This is a genomic window from Salinadaptatus halalkaliphilus (assembly GCF_006543045.1).
GTDB classification, from domain to species: domain Archaea; phylum Halobacteriota; class Halobacteria; order Halobacteriales; family Natrialbaceae; genus Salinadaptatus; species Salinadaptatus halalkaliphilus.
The window spans coordinates 1-16,529 of record NZ_RBZW01000004.1 but is presented as its reverse complement, the minus strand read 5'-3'; the positions used below and the strand labels follow the sequence as shown (position 1 = coordinate 16,529).

The following is a 16,529-nucleotide window of genomic DNA, read 5'->3' as shown; positions in this document are numbered from 1 at the left end:
ATCGATACTCACCGCATGAGTTCGCCCACCGGTACAGGCGTGGGACGCCACTGGCGCGTTCGACCACGCTCACCGTCAGATCACGGTTTGGTTCTCGACGTGTCTGTGACAGCCATGCGTATCGGTGAATCATGGGTTCTCTGAACCGGGTCGTGTGGTTGTCGATTCACGAGTGCGAGTCGTGGCCTCTCGAAGCACTGGACGCGAAGAGTTTTTGACCACGATGAGGCTACTCGCCGCCATCGCGAGGGCGGCAAACAGCGGGTTGATCAGGCCAAGCGCCGCCAGCGGGATCGCGACCGCGTTGTACAACAGCGCCCAGCAGACGTTCTCGCGAATCCGTCGGCGCGTGCCGCTCGCGAGGTCGAAGACGGCCCGAACGTCGTCCAACCCGTTCGTGACGATGGCGTCGGCCGCATCGGCCGCTCGAGCGGTGCCGGTATCGAGTGCGATGCCGACATCGGCGGCCGCAAGCGCGGGCGCGTCGTTGGTGCCGTCGCCGACCATCGTCGTCACACCGGTCCCGGTCAGCCGTCGGATCGTCTCGACTTTTCCGTCCGGGGGAACGCCGGCGAAGACGCGATCGACCGCCGGATGGTCCCGGAAGCTCGCGGTAGCAGCTTCGTCGTCGCCAGTCAGGACGACGACCTCCGTATCCTCGACGCGCTCGAAAACCTCGCGCCACTCGTCGCGTTCCCGATCGCCGACGACCGCGACCGCTCGAGCGCGGCCGTCGAAGCCGACGACGACGGGGAGCCGCCCGCGCTCGTGGGCCGCGTCGACGGTCTCGCGAAGGTCGCCGGGAACGGGACCGACGAGTCGCTCCACGAGTGTCGGCGTGCCGACGACGACCCGTTTGCCCTCGAGGACGGCGCTGACTCCCTCGCCGGGATGGCGCTCGAAGTCGGTCGGCTCGGCGGTGACGTGTTCGCCGCCCGCGGGCGCTGCCGTCGCGATTCCGCCGTCGGTCGCCACCGGGTCGCCGTCGCCTCGATCGGTGTCCGACTCGAGTCCGCTGTCGACGAAGTCGACGAGCGCCGCCCCGGCCGGGTGCGCCGAGAACTGTTCGACGGCCGCGGCCTTTCGGATCGCGTCGGTCTCGCCAGCGGTCTCGAGGACCTCCATCTCGCCCTCGGTGAGCGTCCCCGTCTTGTCGAAGACGACGGTGTCGGCGTCCGGGCCGGATTCGAACAGCGCGACGTTGGTGACGACGATCCCGCGCTCGAGGCCATCTCGAAGTCCCGACGCGACCGCGAGCGGGGTCGCCAACCCCATCGCGCAGGGACAGGAGACGACCAGGACGGTCAGTCCGACCAACAACGCGTCGGCGATCGGCGCACCCGTCAGGAGGTGATACGCCGTCACGATCGTCGCGATGGTAACCACCAGCGGGACGAAGATCGTCGCGAGTTTGTCGGCAAAGCGCTGGATCCCCGGCGTGGCGCTTTGGATCTCCCACAGCAGCGTCGCGATTCGATCGAGCGTGCTCTGGGCGTCCGCACCGACCTCGAGGACGAGCGCGTTGTCGGTGACGATCGCACCGCCGACGACGTCGTCGCCGACGCCTTTCGTGACCGGGAGGGACTCGCCCGTCAGCACCGACTCGTCGACCGCCGCGGTCCCCTCGAGCACGGTGCCGTCGATCGGCACCCGGTCCCCGGGCCGGACAAGCACTTCGTCGCCCGGCTCGAGGTCCTCGACCGACACCGTCTCGGTGCCCGCGGCCGTGCGTCGGGTCGCCTCGCGGGCTCGAGCGGCGGTTAGTTCGGAGAGGCGATCGGTCGCTCGCTGTTTTACGTTGCGCTCGTAGTAGGTGCCGATCGTGACGACCATGACGACGGCGACGGTAACGTCGTAGTAGAGGTGGGTGCTCCCCATCGCGAGCGCGACCGTGCTGTAGGCGTAGGCCGCGACGGCGGCGATCGCGATCAGGAGGTCCATGTTCGGCTGGCCGACCCGAAGACTGACGTAGGCGCCCCGAAGGATCGGATAGCCCGTGACGACCAGCACGACGGTCGTCATCAGCGCGATCATCACCAGCGGGAAGTACATCCCGAAGACGGTGGTCGCGTCGACCTCGAAGATCCCCGTCTCGATCCCCACGTAGCTCGGATAGAGGAAGAACAGGTACCACGGCTTGATCAGTAGCGTCATGATGGCGCCGATCACCAGCCGCTGCATGATGGCGTCGTCTCGCCGACGCGTGTCGCCCTCCTCGTCCGGGAACCGGGCGCTGTATCCGTGTCCGGACAGCTGTGTCGGTAGCTCCTCCCGTGACACCACCTCGGAGTCGTACACCACGCGGGCCGTATCCGTCGCGTAGTTGGCCTCGAGTTCGATGATCCCGGATTCACGCTCGCCGAGCAAGGAGAGAAAGCCCTCGCAGGTCCCACAATGCATCCCATCGATGGTGAGAAACGTCTCCTCGGCGTCCTCGGGGACCGTCCGGTCGGTCGATTCGTCGGTCGGCGCTTCGAGATCCGTCTGCTCGAGGCCCTCGACATCCGCGAGGGCCTCGTTGATCTCGAGACAGCCCCGACAGCAGAAGGTACCGTCGACGCCCGCGGCCGTCACGGGGTCGTCCGACACCGGCAGCTCACAGAGCGTACACGTGGTCATCGTCGCTCACCCCCGCCGTCGAATCGACGGCGAAAGTCGGCCGTTCGGTCGGCGTATCGGCTCTCCGAACCGTCGTCCCGTCGTCGGTCGACCGTGGTGTCGGACATCATTGTGAATTCGGTGATCGGCTGTCTAACTCGTCTCGGCCTCGGAGAGGCCGGCAGTACGTTCGACGAACCGATCGAGCATCGCGCCGTCTTCGTCACGCAGTTCGACGACGAACTGGTCGTGGTCGTCGGCCTCGAGCTCGAACGCGTAGGGTGGGTCGGTGACGATCATGATATCCTCGCCGTCGCTCATGACCGCGACGTGGTCGTAGCCCACCTCGTCGGTGAGTGCACACTGGACCACGTCGTCGTCGATCACACACTCGAGGTCGGCGGTGGGCGAGGGACTGTCGTCGCCGTCGGTGACCGCGCCGGGCTGGAACTCGAGGACCATCGGGCCGAACGGTAACGCGGCGAGCAGGATCACGATGGTGAAAAACACCGTGAGGTTGAGCTTGGAGCCGTGGCGAGCGACCGTTCGGGCGAGCGACGAGTCGCCCTCCCGGCGGAGCCGGATCACGAGCGGGACGACGACGAAGTGGGTGAGCGGCCCCCAGAGCACGAGGACGAACCCGTAGGCCATCACGACGTACAATACGGTCCACTCCGGGCGATAGGACAGCAGCAAGTTCGAGAACGCCCAGATCATCAGGCCGAACCAGAGCAACGCCCCGCTTTTCAGGTAGCGCCAGATCGTCGTGTTGGCGTAGTAGACACTCAACAGGTCGCGCCAGGCCTGACGCAGCGTTCGCCGGACGTAGCCGGGCTGGGAACCGTCGGAAGCGTTCGTGTTTGTCATCGTCTTGGGGTCGTGTATCGCGAACCGCCCTCGAGGCGGTGGTCGTGGGTGAGCCGGTCGATCACGCGCCGATCGACCACAGCTGGGTGAGCAGGAACCAGTTCAGGATGTACGCGACGACGAAGACGGCGAGGAAGATGAGACACAGGACGAACGTGCCCCGCATCTCGTAGGCGTGGACCGGATCGTCCGGGTCCTCGGCCTGCTCGAGGTCGTTTCGCGGCGCAATCGTCCGGCTGTCGGTGGCCTGCTGTGTCGTGCTCCCGCCGTCCGGGGCGAGGTCGCCGTCGCCCGGTTCGATACGATCGCCAAAGAGTAGCGAGCCGACGGCGAGCAGGACGAACAAGGCCCCGCCGCCGATGGCGAAGATAGCGACGAGTCCGAAGACGTCGAAAAGCGGCGCGGCGCCGGCGATGCTGAAGTCGGTGCCGGGGATGTTCTCGACGACCTCAGCGGTGCGGCGCGGGATGCCATAGAGGATGCCGACGTACATCATCATCAGCGCCGTCAGCGCCATGCCGCCGCTGTAGAGGTAGGGCTGCAGCGTCGTCAGCTTCGGCGAGACGAACTCGCGCATGAACATCGTCCGGATCACGAAGTAGACGACGCCCATGAACGTCAGCGTCGTCCCGAGGACGACCGTGCTGTGGAAGTGACCGACCGTCGCGAACGTGTTGTGCCAGCTCATGTTGAGCTGGAGTTGGCCCATGAGCACGCCGGTGATTCCGCCGAGGAACCCAAAGAGGATGATCGCGAAGATCGAACTCGCGAAGACCGGGTTCCGCCACGGCGCGGAGGTCAGCCAGCCGAAGAGGCCGCCGCCCTTCCCGCGCTTGCGTCGACCCGCCTCGAGGCCGGCCGGGATCGTAAAGGCGTGGATCAGGCTCGCGAACGTCGCCCCGTAGAACGCGTAGGAGGTGTTCCAGATGCGCCAGCCGGCCGACAGGCCGGGATCGACCATCAGGTGGTGGGCAGCCCCCATCACGATGAAGAACAGATAGAGGATGAAGGCCGTCCGAGAGACTTTCTCGCTGACGACCTCGGCACCGCCGATGACGTGGGTCACGAGATACCAGACGACGATCATCGCCACGAGATTGATCTGTTGGGTGCCGTGGCCGATGATCCAGAACCACTGTCGGTAGATGCTGGCGTCGAACCAGGGAGCGTAGCCGAGCTGCCAGGCCAGGGCCCCGCCGAACGCGATCAGTCCGCCGAGAATCGACTGGACGGCGATGATCGCGGCGACGAAGGCACCGAACGTGACAAGCGGCAGCGTCTTCCCCGGGTTCTCACGCTTTTCGTCCCAGAGCGTCAGCAGGAACGGCAACGCGGCTAAGGTGACGCCGATCAGGAAGACGATCGCCGACACGTAGAACAGGGGATTGATCTCGAGGGGGACATAGGCCGTCAACAGCGGCGCGTTGTCCGAGGTCGGATCGCCCGAAACCGTCCAGATCGAGTAGTAGATCAAGACCGACCCGGCGAGCATGACCACGTAGCCGGCCGCTGCCGCCCACTTTGCGGGCAGCTTGCGGCCGAGGACCATCGGCCCGCCAACGTAGAGGATGGCGATCTCCATGAAGATGATCCAGAAGATCAGCATACTCCAGGCGTGCATGCTCAGATGGCGGTAGTAGTCGCCGGGCTCGAGGAGGCCGATGGCTTCCCAGCGGGTCATCGCGATTGTGAACGCGAAGATGCCGCCGATCAGCAGGAAGACGACGGCGGTGACGCCGTACAGTTTGACGTAGTTTTCGACGGAGCGATGGACGTCGAAACTGGTCACCGAGCAGGTTCGGAACCCCTCCCCGTCGTACTCGTTGTCGAACCAGCCGAAGACGTCGAGTGCGTGGCTCATGTTAGTCCTCCACGATGATCGTATTGTGCATGCCTCTGTGGCCCTCGCCACAGAACTCGTTGCAGAGCACGTGGTACGTGCCCGGTTCGTCGAACTCCATCGGGACGACCCACTCCTTGCCCGGTGTCACGTGTAAGTTGATCTGCTGGCTGTAGGCGTGTTCCGGACGGATCGAGAAGCCGTGTTGCACGTCGTAGGAGCCGAGATGAAAGTCGTACTCCCGACCCGTCTCGAGGACCACCGGGAGGCCGTCCCAGTCGAACTGGTAGCCGACGACGTAGATGTCGTCGCCGGCGGGGACGAGCGCGCCGTCGTCGCGTTCTTCGGCGGCCGCCTCGAATTCGTCGACCCGTTCCTGTAACTCCTCGCTGGTCACGCGATAGGTCTCGCCGATCGGGTTCTGGTCGCCGATCCGGGTGAACGCGCTCATCCACCCGAACAGGACGAGCGCCCAGCCGACGCCGAGACCGAGCCAGATCGATTCACGTCTGTTGACGGGTTGATCCCACCAGTTTCCTTCGGGCGGTTTGATTGGTGACGTCATTGTCTTACACCGTCGGTAGCGTGAGCACGTCGATCAGCCCCCAGGCGACGTACGACACCGCAAAGAACACGAGCGATGCCACCGCCAGGAGCCAGATACGGTTGTACAACCGTTGCATGAACGGAATCTCCGCGCCGGAATCTGTGGTCGTCATGGTTGGCTTCATCCGACGGTCGGTACCTTAGTCACCTATTGATTCTCCCGAACACATTCGATGGATCAGATAGTAATCTATATTCAATTAATTTTGTACTCGGTCGAGAAGATATTTAGCAGCGATTACGCCATCGCGAACGCGACGTAGAGTTGACCGAAGCCGGCGAGAACCAACGCCAGGCCACCGAGACGGACGAGTCGATCCACGTGTCCCGACAGGACGCTGGCGCCGAGGCTGTGACCGATTGCCGTCGCGACGGTGACCGACACCATCAACGCCCCGAAGCCGCCGGCGTACGCCCCGAGCACGAGCGCCGCCTCGTGGCCTGGCATGGTCATCGACTGTAGCGCGACGCCCAGAAACAGCGGTAACACGCACGCCGTCGCCGCGACGGCGTACATCGCACCGAACACGCAAAAGCCCCAGACGCTCGCTCGCCGCTTCGGTAACATGGCGTGGACGGCACCCGGACCGTTATAGAGAATCCACCCGCCCGCGGCGATCAACGCGACTCCGACGCCGTACTCGAGCGTGGGCAGCGTTCGCTCGAGGGCTTCGCCGGCGACGAGTGCGACGCCCGAGAGCGCGAGGAGGACGGTAACGGCACCAGCCGCCGCCGCGAGGCCACGAGCGAAAGCACCGCCAAGCGGCGGGGTCTCCTGGCCGGTCGCGGAGACGTAGTAGCCGACGTAGCCCGGCAAGAGCGCGTACGAACACGGGGAGAAAAACGTCGTCACTCCCATCGCGAACGCGAACGTCGCCGCGCCGAGGAGTTCACCGGTCATCGTGATCGCGCCTGCGTTTTGGTCGGTGCTCTCGCCACCGTTCGGAATGGGTTGGCAATTTACTTCGACAGCTGTCGCTCGAGCGCCTCGCGTAGCTCGTCGGCCGCCGTCTCGCCGCGATGGGACCACGTGACGACGTTGGCCTCGTCCAGGACGAACCCGTAGGGGACGCCCGTCGCGTCGAGGGCCGCCGTGAGTTCGAGGTCGTCGTCGATCGCCAGCGGCCAGCGGCCGTCGTGGGTCGCCCACCAGTCGGCGACGTCGTCGCGGGTGACCGTGTTGCCGATCGGCTCGTTGGAGACCGAGACGAACTGGCAGTCCCGATCCTCGACCGTCTCGTACGCGTCGCCTTTCGCCGGCATCGATCGCTCGCAGACGTCACACCACGTCGCGAACAACTCGAGAAACGTCACCCGGCCCGGCTCCGGGACGGTCGCCATTCCGGCCTCGCTACCGGGCGCCGCGAGGGTCTCGAGTTCGAACGAGTCGATACCGTCGTCGCCGAACCGGTCGATGCCGCCGAGGGCGTAGGCGGCACCGATACCACTCGCGCCGACTGCGGCGACCCCAGCGAGGCAGTCACGCCGTCGCATGTTACCACCCCTCGACAACCGTCTGGACGTCCTCGAGGACATCCGCGGGCGTGGGAACCTCGCCCTGATAGGCGCGTTCGACGTAGCCGCCGGCGTTGACGAACAACACGAGGTTGGTGTGGGCAAACGCCATGTCGTCCTCGTGATCGTGGTCGTCCTCGTCGTGGCCGTTCTCGCCGTCGCCCTCGTAGTTGTCCTCGTCGTGATCGTTGCTTTCGGTTTCTTCGAACGCGACGCCGAATCCCCCCTCGACGACCGTCTGAGCGTCTGCCGGAGTCTCGGGACGCAGCGAGTACCAGTTGTTCGCGTTCCGGTCGACGCCGTGGTCGTCCTCGTAGGCCTCGAGCACGTCGGCGGTGTCGTGTGCCGGGTCGAACGTGACACTCAGGAGCGCTACGTCGTCGGCGTAGCTCGACTCGACGGAATCGTCCTGGACGTGTCGGAGGTTCCCGACCAGGCCGGGACAGGCGCTCGGACAGCGCGTAAAGACGTAGGTGTAGAGCGTGTGGCGCTCGCCGACGAAGTCGGTAGTCGTGACCGTCACGTCCCGAATCGGATCCGGCGCGGTGAGTTCCGGCACCGCCTCGCCGTAGGTCGGGTGGACCGTCGCTGCGGCGACATCCGGATCGTACCCATCCGGCGGCGGGAGGACGACCTCGTCGCTGCCATCCTCGCCGAGGCCGGTACACCCGGCGACGCCAACGAGGCCAGCAACTGCTGTCGACCGGAGGACCGTTCGCCTGTCGACGGCTCGTGACGTATCCCTCATAGTGTGCTCTCGAGCGGACGTTGCCGGGCGACCGGCTAATACGTCCCTCGGATTCTCGATCGACAGGAAGGCACCTGAACCAGTTCGTCGGGGGATTGAAGTACCCGATCCGGCGCTCGACAGGGGGCGCCCTGATACGGTTTACTGTAAGTCGTTACCGCCGAAACCGCGACCCGTCTGCGGTTTCGCCGGTAAATCGTTACAGCAATCCGTATGAATCGTTTCGGAGACGATGTCGCGAAAACGGAATCCGTCGAGCAGGCGGTCGCAGCTGATACTGTCGGACAGCAGTCAGTGACACGTCGGTCGCGAATTCGCGGCCGTCCTTACGGTGACGGCCGCAGTACTGCGACCGATCGTTGAATAGTTCTGTCCAACAGTATGAAGACCGAGCCTGTCGCCCAGACTGCATTAGGCAAAGAGGAACGTCTCGAGGACGATCGCGACCAGGATCGCACCCAGGTAGTAGTTCGAGACGTAGAACGACCGGAGGGCGGCGTCGTCGCTCTCGGTGCGGTACTGGCGGACGACCGAGCGAAGGAAGACGGCCCCGAGCGCGATCGACGTGAGGGCATAGAGCCACCCGAGGCCGGCGACCCAGCCGAGCAGGCTCGCCGCGAGCAACGTCGCACCCAGGTAGAGCATGACGTGTCGACGAGCCGCGAGGACGCCGCGGGCGACGGGGAACATCGGGAAGCCGCCGCGAGCGTAGTCGTCGCGGTAGGCGATCGCGAGGCTGTAGAAGTGCGCCGGCGTCCAAAGGAAGATCACGCCCGCAAGGACGAGCGCCGGGAGGCCGACGCTGCCGGTCACGGCGACCCAGCCGATGAGCGCCGGGAGTGCGCCGGCGCCGCCGCCCAGGACGGTGTTCCAGGCCGTGTTCGGCTTCAAGACGATCGTATAGAGGACGACGTAGTAGAGGATCGCCGCGAACGTCAGCGCCGCCGCGAGGAGGTTCACCCACGCGGCGACGATCGCGACCGACCCGACCGCAAGCGCCGCGCCGAACGCGACGGCGTTGCGAACGGGCACGAGATCGTGGACGAGCGGCCGATCGCTCGTGCGGTCCATCTTCCGGTCGCGGTCGCGCTCGTAAACGTGATTGAACGTCCCGCTGGCACCGATCGCGAGGACCCCGCCGACCAGCGTCGCGACCACGACGCCGAGTTCGACCGACTCGCCGGTCAGCGTCGCCAGCCCCATCCCGGCGACCGCGACGAGACAGAGCAGCCACATCAGCTTGGGCTTGGTGAGCGTGAGGTAGGCGCCGGCGACCTGCCGAAGTCGGGCGAACCCACCCGTGGCGAGCGTCGGTGACGAATCGGTCGTAGCGGACGCCGGTTCGGATGCCGCGTTCGGTTTGTCGCCTCCATTCAGGTCGACACCGCCGTCGCGGACCGCCGGATGCGTCGCTCGAGACTCGTCGGCTGCTGCATCTTCCTCGAGCGTGACGACGAGTGCGACGAGCAGGCTGGCGAAGATGACCATCGCGAGTGCGAGGTGGGCGACGCTCGCACGCGTCGAGCCGGCGACGACGATCGCCGCGCCGAATGCCACCTGCACGGGATACAGTGCAACGGCGAGCCAGAGGGGAATCGCGATTCGCCGGTCGACCGCGAGACGCCACGCGCCGACCGCGGCCGCTGCGAGCAGGAGGCCGGTCACGAGCGCGACGGCCCGGTGGCCCCAGAACAGCAGGTCGCCACTCGTAAGCGGGCCGACCGTCCAGCCGGTCGAACAGCTTGGCCACGTCGTACAGGTGCTTGCACTCGCCGTCGTCGAGGTCGCCGTCCCGAGTGCGATCAGTACGTACGCCGCGATCGCCGTGCCGACAAGGAGGGTGCTGAACCGTCGTCGGTCGAAGTGATATGTCATGAGTGGTGGTTGGCTCGAGCCGTTCGCGCGTCTCGGTCGGACGGGGTCGTCCCGGTTCACCGATCTGTACGTCCGTACGTGTACGGTGATGACGACGGAGCCTATCTCCGGTCCCGAATGTGTTCGGAGTGGGGCTGTGAGCAACTGCTCGTCGACGGCGGTGTCGGCCTCGCTCACCGGGGAGAACACACCGTCCGCTGACCGGTGTGGATTCGAGAAACGGTCCGATGCAACCGTCATCGAGGTTCTCTCGATCGTCACACTTCCGCCAGTGCCTCGCGGGTTCGCTCGTCGTACGCCGCCATGACGGTTTCGGCGCGACTCGGGAGCCCCGAAACGTCGTGCTCGAGTGCGGGTTCGGTCTCGAGCTCCGGCCAACCGACGACGACGCGGCCGACAGCACCGAGGGCCTCGTGGGAGCCACAGAGTCGGCGCGTATCCACGTAATCGTAGACGCCGGGATCGTCGAACGTGTGCTCGAACTCGTGGCCCTCCCGGAGCAGTCCGCTCTCGAAGGCGTCGGTCCCGTCGGGAACTCGCTGGGGTCGATCGACATCCGAGTGGTAGGCTGTCACGTCGTGTCGAGGGCCCTCGACGAGCCACCGGACGGTGCCACCGGGTTCGACGTGGACGAGTCCCGGCTCGAACTGCGGGCTCGGACGCGTGACGACGGTCACCTCGACGGCAGCGGCGGGGTCACCGAGCGTGCCGTCGCCGCTCGAGCCCTCCGGCGAACCGGGATCGCCATCGTCGCCTCCGCGCCGGATTGCGTCGCGACCGCCGAGACAGCCGGCGAGTGCCGTGATACTAGCCGTTGTCGCGACCTCGAGCGTCCGGCGTCGTGTGTGGGTCATGGGAATGGTGTGGAAGGGACGGGTCGGCTGGGTCGCTGGTTCTACGGCTCCGGATCGGGGTTGAAGACATCTGGGTTTGGCTCGCCCTCGACGTCGATGTGGGCGATCAGTCCCTTCTGGACGACGCGGCTCAGCGCGTGATCGACCAGCGTGATCGGGCCTGGGACTTCCATCTCCATCTCGCCGATCGCGGTGACGCCCGCTGGAACGGCGCTGCCTTCGACGTACTGGGCCGGATCCGAGAGGACGTCGCCGTCTCGATACCACTTCGACCAGACGTTGCCGATCGGGTGGGGTCCGCTGAGGAGGTTGGGGCCGCCGTTACACCAGAACACCCGGACGGTCTCGCCGACTTCGGCGTGGAGCGGTCCTTCCTCACCACCGTCGGCGAACCGGCCGACCTCGCCGTTGAAGAGGACGTAGGTCGGGTTTTCAGTGGCCGCTTCGTCGAAGTCGAAGGTGTGGTGGCCGTCCTCGCCCGTCTCACCGTCGAGATAGAGTTCGTGCTGGCCCAGGTAGAACTCGCGGTCGACCTCGGGTAACCCGCCTTCGGGTTCGACGAGGATGGTGCCGAACATCCCCAGGCTGATGTGCTGGTCGTGATTGCCCGGTGCACAGTGGTAGATGTGTGCACCCGGGTACTTCGTCGTGAACTCGATCGTCTCCTCGCCCTCGCCGGGTGCGATGGTCGTATCGACCGCACCGCCACCCGGTCCGTAGACCGCGTGGAAGTCGATGTTGTGGAGATCCGCGTTGTACTCCTCGGGGACATCGAAGGTCAATCGGATGGTGTCGCCGACGCGACACCGGTAGAACGGGCCGGGAACCTGCCCCTCGAACGTCATGAACCGCGTCGTCACGCCGGGTTCGATCTCGGCGACGTGCTCTTCGGTCTGGATGTGCCACTCGTGTGTGCGGGGCTCGTTCCAATCGACCGGATCCGGGACATCGGTCGGATCGGCAGCGATCGTCTCGATGTCGGGCGTCTCGGCTGGTGGCAACCCGTCGTCGCCACCCTCGTTTTGGTCCGTCTCCGCCTCGTTCGATTCCTCGCTGGCGTCTCCCTCAAGGCAGCCAGCAACCGCCAACACGCCGGTCGCACCCATCGTCTGTAAGAACCGCCGTCGGGGATGGTTGATCGGAGTCATTGTCTACAGTGTCGGATTGTGGCTTCCACATAGTGTAACGTCCAGACGGCTCCTCCCGACTGAGAACGGTTCTGCATGCGTGTAGCGGCATTATTGGCAGTCGAGAACGCGAACCGAACCGTACAGGCGGGCCGTCGCGAGCCGACACAAGGCGGGAGTATATATTGGGGTAGATCTCGAGGCCCAACGTACACGAGTAGGTAGGCGTTATCCGACGGCAATCGGTACTTTCGTCGCGTCGCCCGTTCGGAGAGACAGGAGCTTCAAGCAACTCGACTCCGTAGACCGACGACAGTATGTCACGCGCGGTCGAACTTGCATCCGTCCTCGAGACCGCCGACACGCTCGCGATCGTCTGTCACGACAATCCCGACCCCGACTGTCTCGCCAGTGCACTCGCACTCGAGGCGATCGCACACCAACAGGCGGTCGCGACAGTGACTATCGTCTACGGCGGCGACATCTCCCACCAGCAAAACCGCGCGTTCGTCAACATGCTCGAGATCGATCTCGAGCCCGTCGCGGAGATTGATCTCGAGTCGTTCGACGCCATCGCGTTCGTCGATCACAGCGAGCCGGGTGCAAACACTGAAGTAGCCCCTACCATCGAACCGACGATCGTCGTCGACCACCATCCCGGGGAGCCGGCCGACGCTCGGTTCGTCGATGTCCGGACGAAATACGGGGCGACGGCGACGATATTCGTCGAATATATCGACGACCTCGAGGTGGAAATGACGGCGCGACTCGGTTCCGCGTTGCTCTTTGCCTTACACCGCGAACGCCTCGATTTCGTTCGCCAACCGACCAGACGCGAGTACGAGGCGGCGCTGTCGATTTATCCCCACGCGGATTTCGACACGCTCGAGCAGCTGTACGGGAGTGCGTTCTCGCCGGGGACGATCGACGCGATCGGTCGAGCGATCGACACGCGAACCCGTCGTGGTTCCTCGCTCGTCGCGAGCGTCGCCACGACCGCCGAAACCGACGCGCTGCCCCAGGCCGCCGACTTTCTGCTCAACCTCGAGGGCGTCGACACCGTCCTCGTTTACGGCATCGTCGACGACGCGATCCGGTTGAGCGGCCGATCGATCGACCCGCGCATCCACATTGGCGAGACGCTTGAGGAGGGGTTTTCCCGGTTTGGCGCCGTCGGTGGCCACCACGACATGGCTGGCGGACGGATCGAACTCGGCCTCTTCGCCGACGGCGACGACGATGCGCAGGCGCTACTCGAGTTCGCTGGCCATCGGATCAGACGCCGGTTTTTCCATGCCCTGAACCTCGACGACGATCGGTGATCGGACGGGTTGTCTTACCGGTGACCGCTCGAACGGGATAGCGATCACCGGTACCGAACGACAACGGGCCGTATCAGTCGATATCGATCGCCGTGGCGCCCTCGTCCATCGCGGCTTTCGGGAGCTCGACCGTCAGGATGCCGTTGTTCACGCTCGCATCGACCGCGTCGGCGTCGACGGGCTCGGGCAACTGTAGCTGTCGACTGAACGATTGGATCGACCGCTCGCGTCGAATGTACTGGTCGGAATCGTGGCCTCGCTCGCGCTCGCGTTCGCCCCTGATTGAGAGCGTCGCGCCGTGGAGCCGAATCTCGAGGTCGTCGGACTCGTACCCCGGCACGTCAACCGTGACGGCGAACGCGTCGTCCCGATCCGCGAGGTCGAGACTCGTCGCGCCACCACCACCCGAGAAATCGAGACGACTCCGGTTGTCGAGTTCCCCCTCCCAGGATCGCGCAGCCGACTCGAGTTGGATCGCCAGTCTGGAAAGGAGCGTCTGGATGTCGTCGACGGGGTTGGATCTGTCGTCCATGGAACCACCGTTCGTAGGGAGGCGCTCGAGGGCGAAAAAGGCATCTCCGACCGACGGAATCACCAGCCTGATCGACCAATTCGACGGCGACAGCACACCCATGGGAGTCACGTTTTATCTCCGGAACCGTATACTCCGGCTATGACAACTGCACTGTTCGTCGTCAGCGAGGAGGGCTACTGGGGAGAGGAGTGTATCGAACCGCTCGAGACGCTCTCGGATGCGGGCCTCGAGATCAGAGTCGCGACGCCGTCGGGGGCGCCGCCCGCGATCGACGAGCGTTCGGTCGATCCGGACGAGGTCGGCGAGGAAACCGCCGAGCACGTTCGGGAGGTCCACGAGTCCGACGAGCGGTTGAACGATCCGATCCCGACCGCACAGGCCGAGGCCGACGAGTACGACGCCGTCGTCTTCCCCGGTGGACACGGCACCGAGTGGGACGTCAACCAGGATAGCGATGCACGTCGTCTGCTCCGAGACACGGTCGAGGGTGACGGCGGGACTGCACTGGTCGTCTGTCACGCTGTCGGCCTGCTCGCGTTCACCCGCGATAGCGACGGCGGCTTCGTCGTCGACGGCCGCGACGTGACCGGCTTTCCCAACGCCTGGGAGGAAGACATCGTCGACGACAACGACTGCATGCCAAGCGGCCGGAAACTCCCCTACTGGGTCGAGGACGAAGTCGTCGCGGCGGGGGGTACCTGGGACGCCGACCTCGAGGCCGACACGAGCGTGACCGTCGACGGTGACCTCGTCACCGCCCGCGGCCCCGGCTCCTCGAGTGCAGCCGCGGAGACGCTACTCGAGGAGCTCGACTCGTGATCGCTTGGCCGATCACACCGTGAGATACTGTCGCAGTCGTTTCTCGGACCGAGTGCGTTATACACGCCGATACCTGAACGTGCGTGTGGACGCAGCAGAACCGAACGCGAACGCCCAGCCCGCTCCGTTACAGAGTCGCAGTTATCGAATCACCGTCGACGACGGTCGCGAGTCGTTCTACGCACTCAGTATCGAAGACGCCGAGCGCGAACACGCCTGGCTCATGTCCGATACCGTCGTCGCCCTCGAAAACATGGTCTAGCGACGGCCCGCTGTCGGTCCGTTGCTGACGAACTCACGACCTCCTCGAGATCGAATCACGAGCGAGACGGGGCGAGCGCTCGAGTTGCCCGGGTCGAGAATCAGTCCCTTTTTACGCAACGGCGGGGAAGTGCCGAGTATGAGCTTCGAGGAAGACGACCGCGTCGTCCTACACGACGAGCACAGCGAGTTCGACGGCGAAACCGGAACGGTTACCCAGACGATGGAGTCGATGTTTGGCGACGTCACCTATACCATCAGCTTCGAGGACGGCCAGGAGGCCGGCGTCCCCGAGGACGCCCTCGAGGCAGCCGCCGAAGACGACGAATAACCGAGTCGCTGTCCCCGATCAGCCGCTCGAATCGACCGCGAATATTCGCCTGCAGATGCCACAGATCCCGCTTCACTACGTCGATTTACGGACGTTCTGCTACGCCACCGAGGACCAAAAGCGCGTCGAGGAGGCGCTGCGAACCTTCCTTCCCGACGGCGAGGACGAAGAGCCGTTCGACCTCGAGCGTGTCGAGAGCGAAGGCCACTACGGCGACCGAATTCTCGTCCTCTCGGCCCGCGTCGAGACGGCCGACGATGTCCGCTACGTCCTCTCGCGGCTGGCCGACCTCGAGACCTTCGACGACCTGATCGACGAACTCGACGAGCGCGTCACCGACAACACGGAACTGTTCTTGCGACTGGACAAACAGGCGGCCTTCGAAGGCGAGGTTCGATTGGGCGACGGCATCACCTTCCGCGGGAAGGTCGAAGCCTATCCCGCCAAGAAGGAACAGGCTGTCGAGAACGCCGAGGAAGTCCTCGAGCGATTACGCGAGGACGGCTAACCCCAGGTTCGATCCGCACAATCGATCGCTACCCTGCCAAGAGTTATCCCATCAGAGTCCGTAGCGGAAACGATGGAATCGTTCGCATTCGTGCCGCTGCAAGTGGACATCGGCGATCCGCTCTTGATCGTCGGTGCACTCGCACTGGTGCTCGTCGTCGCGGCCGTCTGGTCGATGGTCGAGATCGTCGACGCCTACGACAGGGGCGCACTGACCGTTTTCGGGGAGTACCGCAAGCTACTCGAGCCGGGGCTGAATATCGTCCCGCCGTTCGTCTCGAGAGTGTATACGTTCGACATGCGGACACAGACGATCGACGTCCCGAGCCAGGAGGCGATCACGCGGGACAACTCGCCGGTAACCGCCGACGCCGTCGTCTACATCCGCGTGATGGACGCCAAACGGGCGTTTCTCGAGGTCGACGACTACAAACGAGCCGTCTCGAACCTCGCCCAGACCACCCTGCGTGCCGTCCTGGGTGACATGGAACTCGACGACACGTTGAGTCGCCGCGAGATGATCAACGCTCGCATCCGCGAGGAACTCGACGAACCCACCGACGAGTGGGGGATCCGCGTCGAGAGCGTCGAAGTCCGCGAAGTGACGCCCTCGAGAGACGTCAAGGCTGCGATGGAACAACAGACCTCCGCCGAGCGCAAACGCCGTGCGATGATCCTCGAGGCACAGGGTGAACGCCGCAGCGCCGTCGAGAAGGCCGAAGGT

The 16,529-nt window shown here is 65.1% G+C and carries 19 protein-coding genes; 7 read left to right on the top strand and 12 right to left on the bottom strand.

Annotated elements, in window-relative coordinates; all coding sequences use genetic code 11:
- Nucleotides 1–129: 129 nt before the first annotated feature.
- The 9 genes from D8Y22_RS01720 to cyoE form a co-directional block, all read right to left on the bottom strand.
- Nucleotides 130–2,619, bottom strand: coding sequence for a heavy metal translocating P-type ATPase (locus D8Y22_RS01720; protein ID WP_141462894.1), 2,490 nt, complete (start codon nt 2,617–2,619; stop codon nt 130–132).
- Nucleotides 2,620–2,751: 132 nt separating this feature from the next.
- Nucleotides 2,752–3,465: a hypothetical protein gene (locus D8Y22_RS01715; RefSeq protein WP_141462892.1), complete on the bottom strand. Its 714-nt coding sequence runs from the start codon at nt 3,463–3,465 to the stop codon at nt 2,752–2,754.
- Between the two features lie 61 nt (nt 3,466–3,526).
- Nucleotides 3,527–5,326 (bottom strand): cytochrome c oxidase subunit I, encoded by a 1,800-nt coding sequence (locus D8Y22_RS01710; protein WP_141462891.1) that lies wholly within the window; start codon nt 5,324–5,326, stop codon nt 3,527–3,529.
- 1 nt (nt 5,327) lies between these two features.
- A complete protein-coding gene (locus D8Y22_RS01705; RefSeq protein ID WP_141462889.1) occupies nt 5,328–5,870 on the bottom strand; it encodes a cupredoxin domain-containing protein in 543 nt (180 codons plus the stop codon).
- A 4-nt stretch (nt 5,871–5,874) separates the two neighbouring features.
- Complete coding sequence (locus D8Y22_RS22150; RefSeq protein ID WP_174811722.1) at nt 5,875–6,024, bottom strand: hypothetical protein; 150 nt, start codon at nt 6,022–6,024, stop codon at nt 5,875–5,877.
- A 125-nt stretch (nt 6,025–6,149) separates the two neighbouring features.
- Nucleotides 6,150–6,812 carry a cytochrome c biogenesis CcdA family protein gene (locus D8Y22_RS01700; protein WP_141462888.1) on the bottom strand — a complete coding sequence of 221 codons (663 nt, stop codon included), beginning with the start codon at nt 6,810–6,812 and terminating at the stop codon, nt 6,150–6,152.
- 59 nt (nt 6,813–6,871) lie between these two features.
- Nucleotides 6,872–7,405, bottom strand: coding sequence for a TlpA family protein disulfide reductase (locus D8Y22_RS01695; RefSeq protein ID WP_141462887.1), 534 nt, complete (start codon nt 7,403–7,405; stop codon nt 6,872–6,874).
- Between the two features lies 1 nt (nt 7,406).
- A complete protein-coding gene (locus D8Y22_RS01690) occupies nt 7,407–8,174 on the bottom strand; it encodes an SCO family protein (protein ID WP_141462886.1) in 768 nt (255 codons plus the stop codon).
- Between the two features lie 411 nt (nt 8,175–8,585).
- Nucleotides 8,586–10,049 carry a heme o synthase gene (gene cyoE, locus D8Y22_RS01685; RefSeq protein WP_141462885.1) on the bottom strand — a complete coding sequence of 488 codons (1,464 nt, stop codon included), beginning with the start codon at nt 10,047–10,049 and terminating at the stop codon, nt 8,586–8,588.
- 78 nt (nt 10,050–10,127) lie between these two features.
- Here cyoE and D8Y22_RS23075 point away from each other — a divergent pair, with 78 nt between their 5' ends.
- Nucleotides 10,128–10,250: a hypothetical protein gene (locus D8Y22_RS23075; protein ID WP_281282367.1), complete on the top strand. Its 123-nt coding sequence runs from the start codon at nt 10,128–10,130 to the stop codon at nt 10,248–10,250.
- 56 nt (nt 10,251–10,306) lie between these two features.
- On the opposite strand, the gene D8Y22_RS01680 is transcribed toward D8Y22_RS23075, so the two are convergent.
- Nucleotides 10,307–10,903: a plastocyanin/azurin family copper-binding protein gene (locus D8Y22_RS01680; RefSeq protein WP_141462884.1), complete on the bottom strand. Its 597-nt coding sequence runs from the start codon at nt 10,901–10,903 to the stop codon at nt 10,307–10,309.
- 41 nt (nt 10,904–10,944) lie between these two features.
- Complete coding sequence (nirK, locus tag D8Y22_RS01675; protein ID WP_141462883.1) at nt 10,945–12,051, bottom strand: copper-containing nitrite reductase; 1,107 nt, start codon at nt 12,049–12,051, stop codon at nt 10,945–10,947.
- Nucleotides 12,052–12,347: 296 nt separating this feature from the next.
- Here nirK and D8Y22_RS01670 point away from each other — a divergent pair, with 296 nt between their 5' ends.
- The gene (locus tag D8Y22_RS01670) at nt 12,348–13,352 is read left to right on the top strand and encodes a DHH family phosphoesterase (protein ID WP_141462882.1); all 1,005 of its coding nucleotides are present in this window, start codon (nt 12,348–12,350) and stop codon (nt 13,350–13,352) included.
- A 73-nt stretch (nt 13,353–13,425) separates the two neighbouring features.
- On the opposite strand, the gene D8Y22_RS01665 is transcribed toward D8Y22_RS01670, so the two are convergent.
- The gene (locus D8Y22_RS01665; RefSeq protein WP_141462880.1) at nt 13,426–13,884 is read right to left on the bottom strand and encodes an Hsp20/alpha crystallin family protein; all 459 of its coding nucleotides are present in this window, start codon (nt 13,882–13,884) and stop codon (nt 13,426–13,428) included.
- Between the two features lie 141 nt (nt 13,885–14,025).
- Between D8Y22_RS01665 and D8Y22_RS01660 the strand changes: the two genes are divergently transcribed.
- The 5 genes from D8Y22_RS01660 to D8Y22_RS01645 form a co-directional block, all read left to right on the top strand.
- Nucleotides 14,026–14,706, top strand: coding sequence for a type 1 glutamine amidotransferase domain-containing protein (locus D8Y22_RS01660; RefSeq protein WP_141462878.1), 681 nt, complete (start codon nt 14,026–14,028; stop codon nt 14,704–14,706).
- Between the two features lie 85 nt (nt 14,707–14,791).
- The gene (locus tag D8Y22_RS22145) at nt 14,792–14,968 is read left to right on the top strand and encodes a hypothetical protein (RefSeq protein ID WP_174811723.1); all 177 of its coding nucleotides are present in this window, start codon (nt 14,792–14,794) and stop codon (nt 14,966–14,968) included.
- 138 nt (nt 14,969–15,106) lie between these two features.
- Nucleotides 15,107–15,298 (top strand): DUF1918 domain-containing protein, encoded by a 192-nt coding sequence (locus D8Y22_RS01655; RefSeq protein WP_141462876.1) that lies wholly within the window; start codon nt 15,107–15,109, stop codon nt 15,296–15,298.
- A gap of 55 nt (nt 15,299–15,353) precedes the next feature.
- Nucleotides 15,354–15,806 (top strand): RNA-binding protein, encoded by a 453-nt coding sequence (locus tag D8Y22_RS01650; RefSeq protein ID WP_141462874.1) that lies wholly within the window; start codon nt 15,354–15,356, stop codon nt 15,804–15,806.
- Nucleotides 15,807–15,878: 72 nt separating this feature from the next.
- The coding region (locus D8Y22_RS01645) for an SPFH domain-containing protein (RefSeq protein ID WP_246084327.1) at nt 15,879–16,529 on the top strand (651 nt) is incomplete at its 3' end.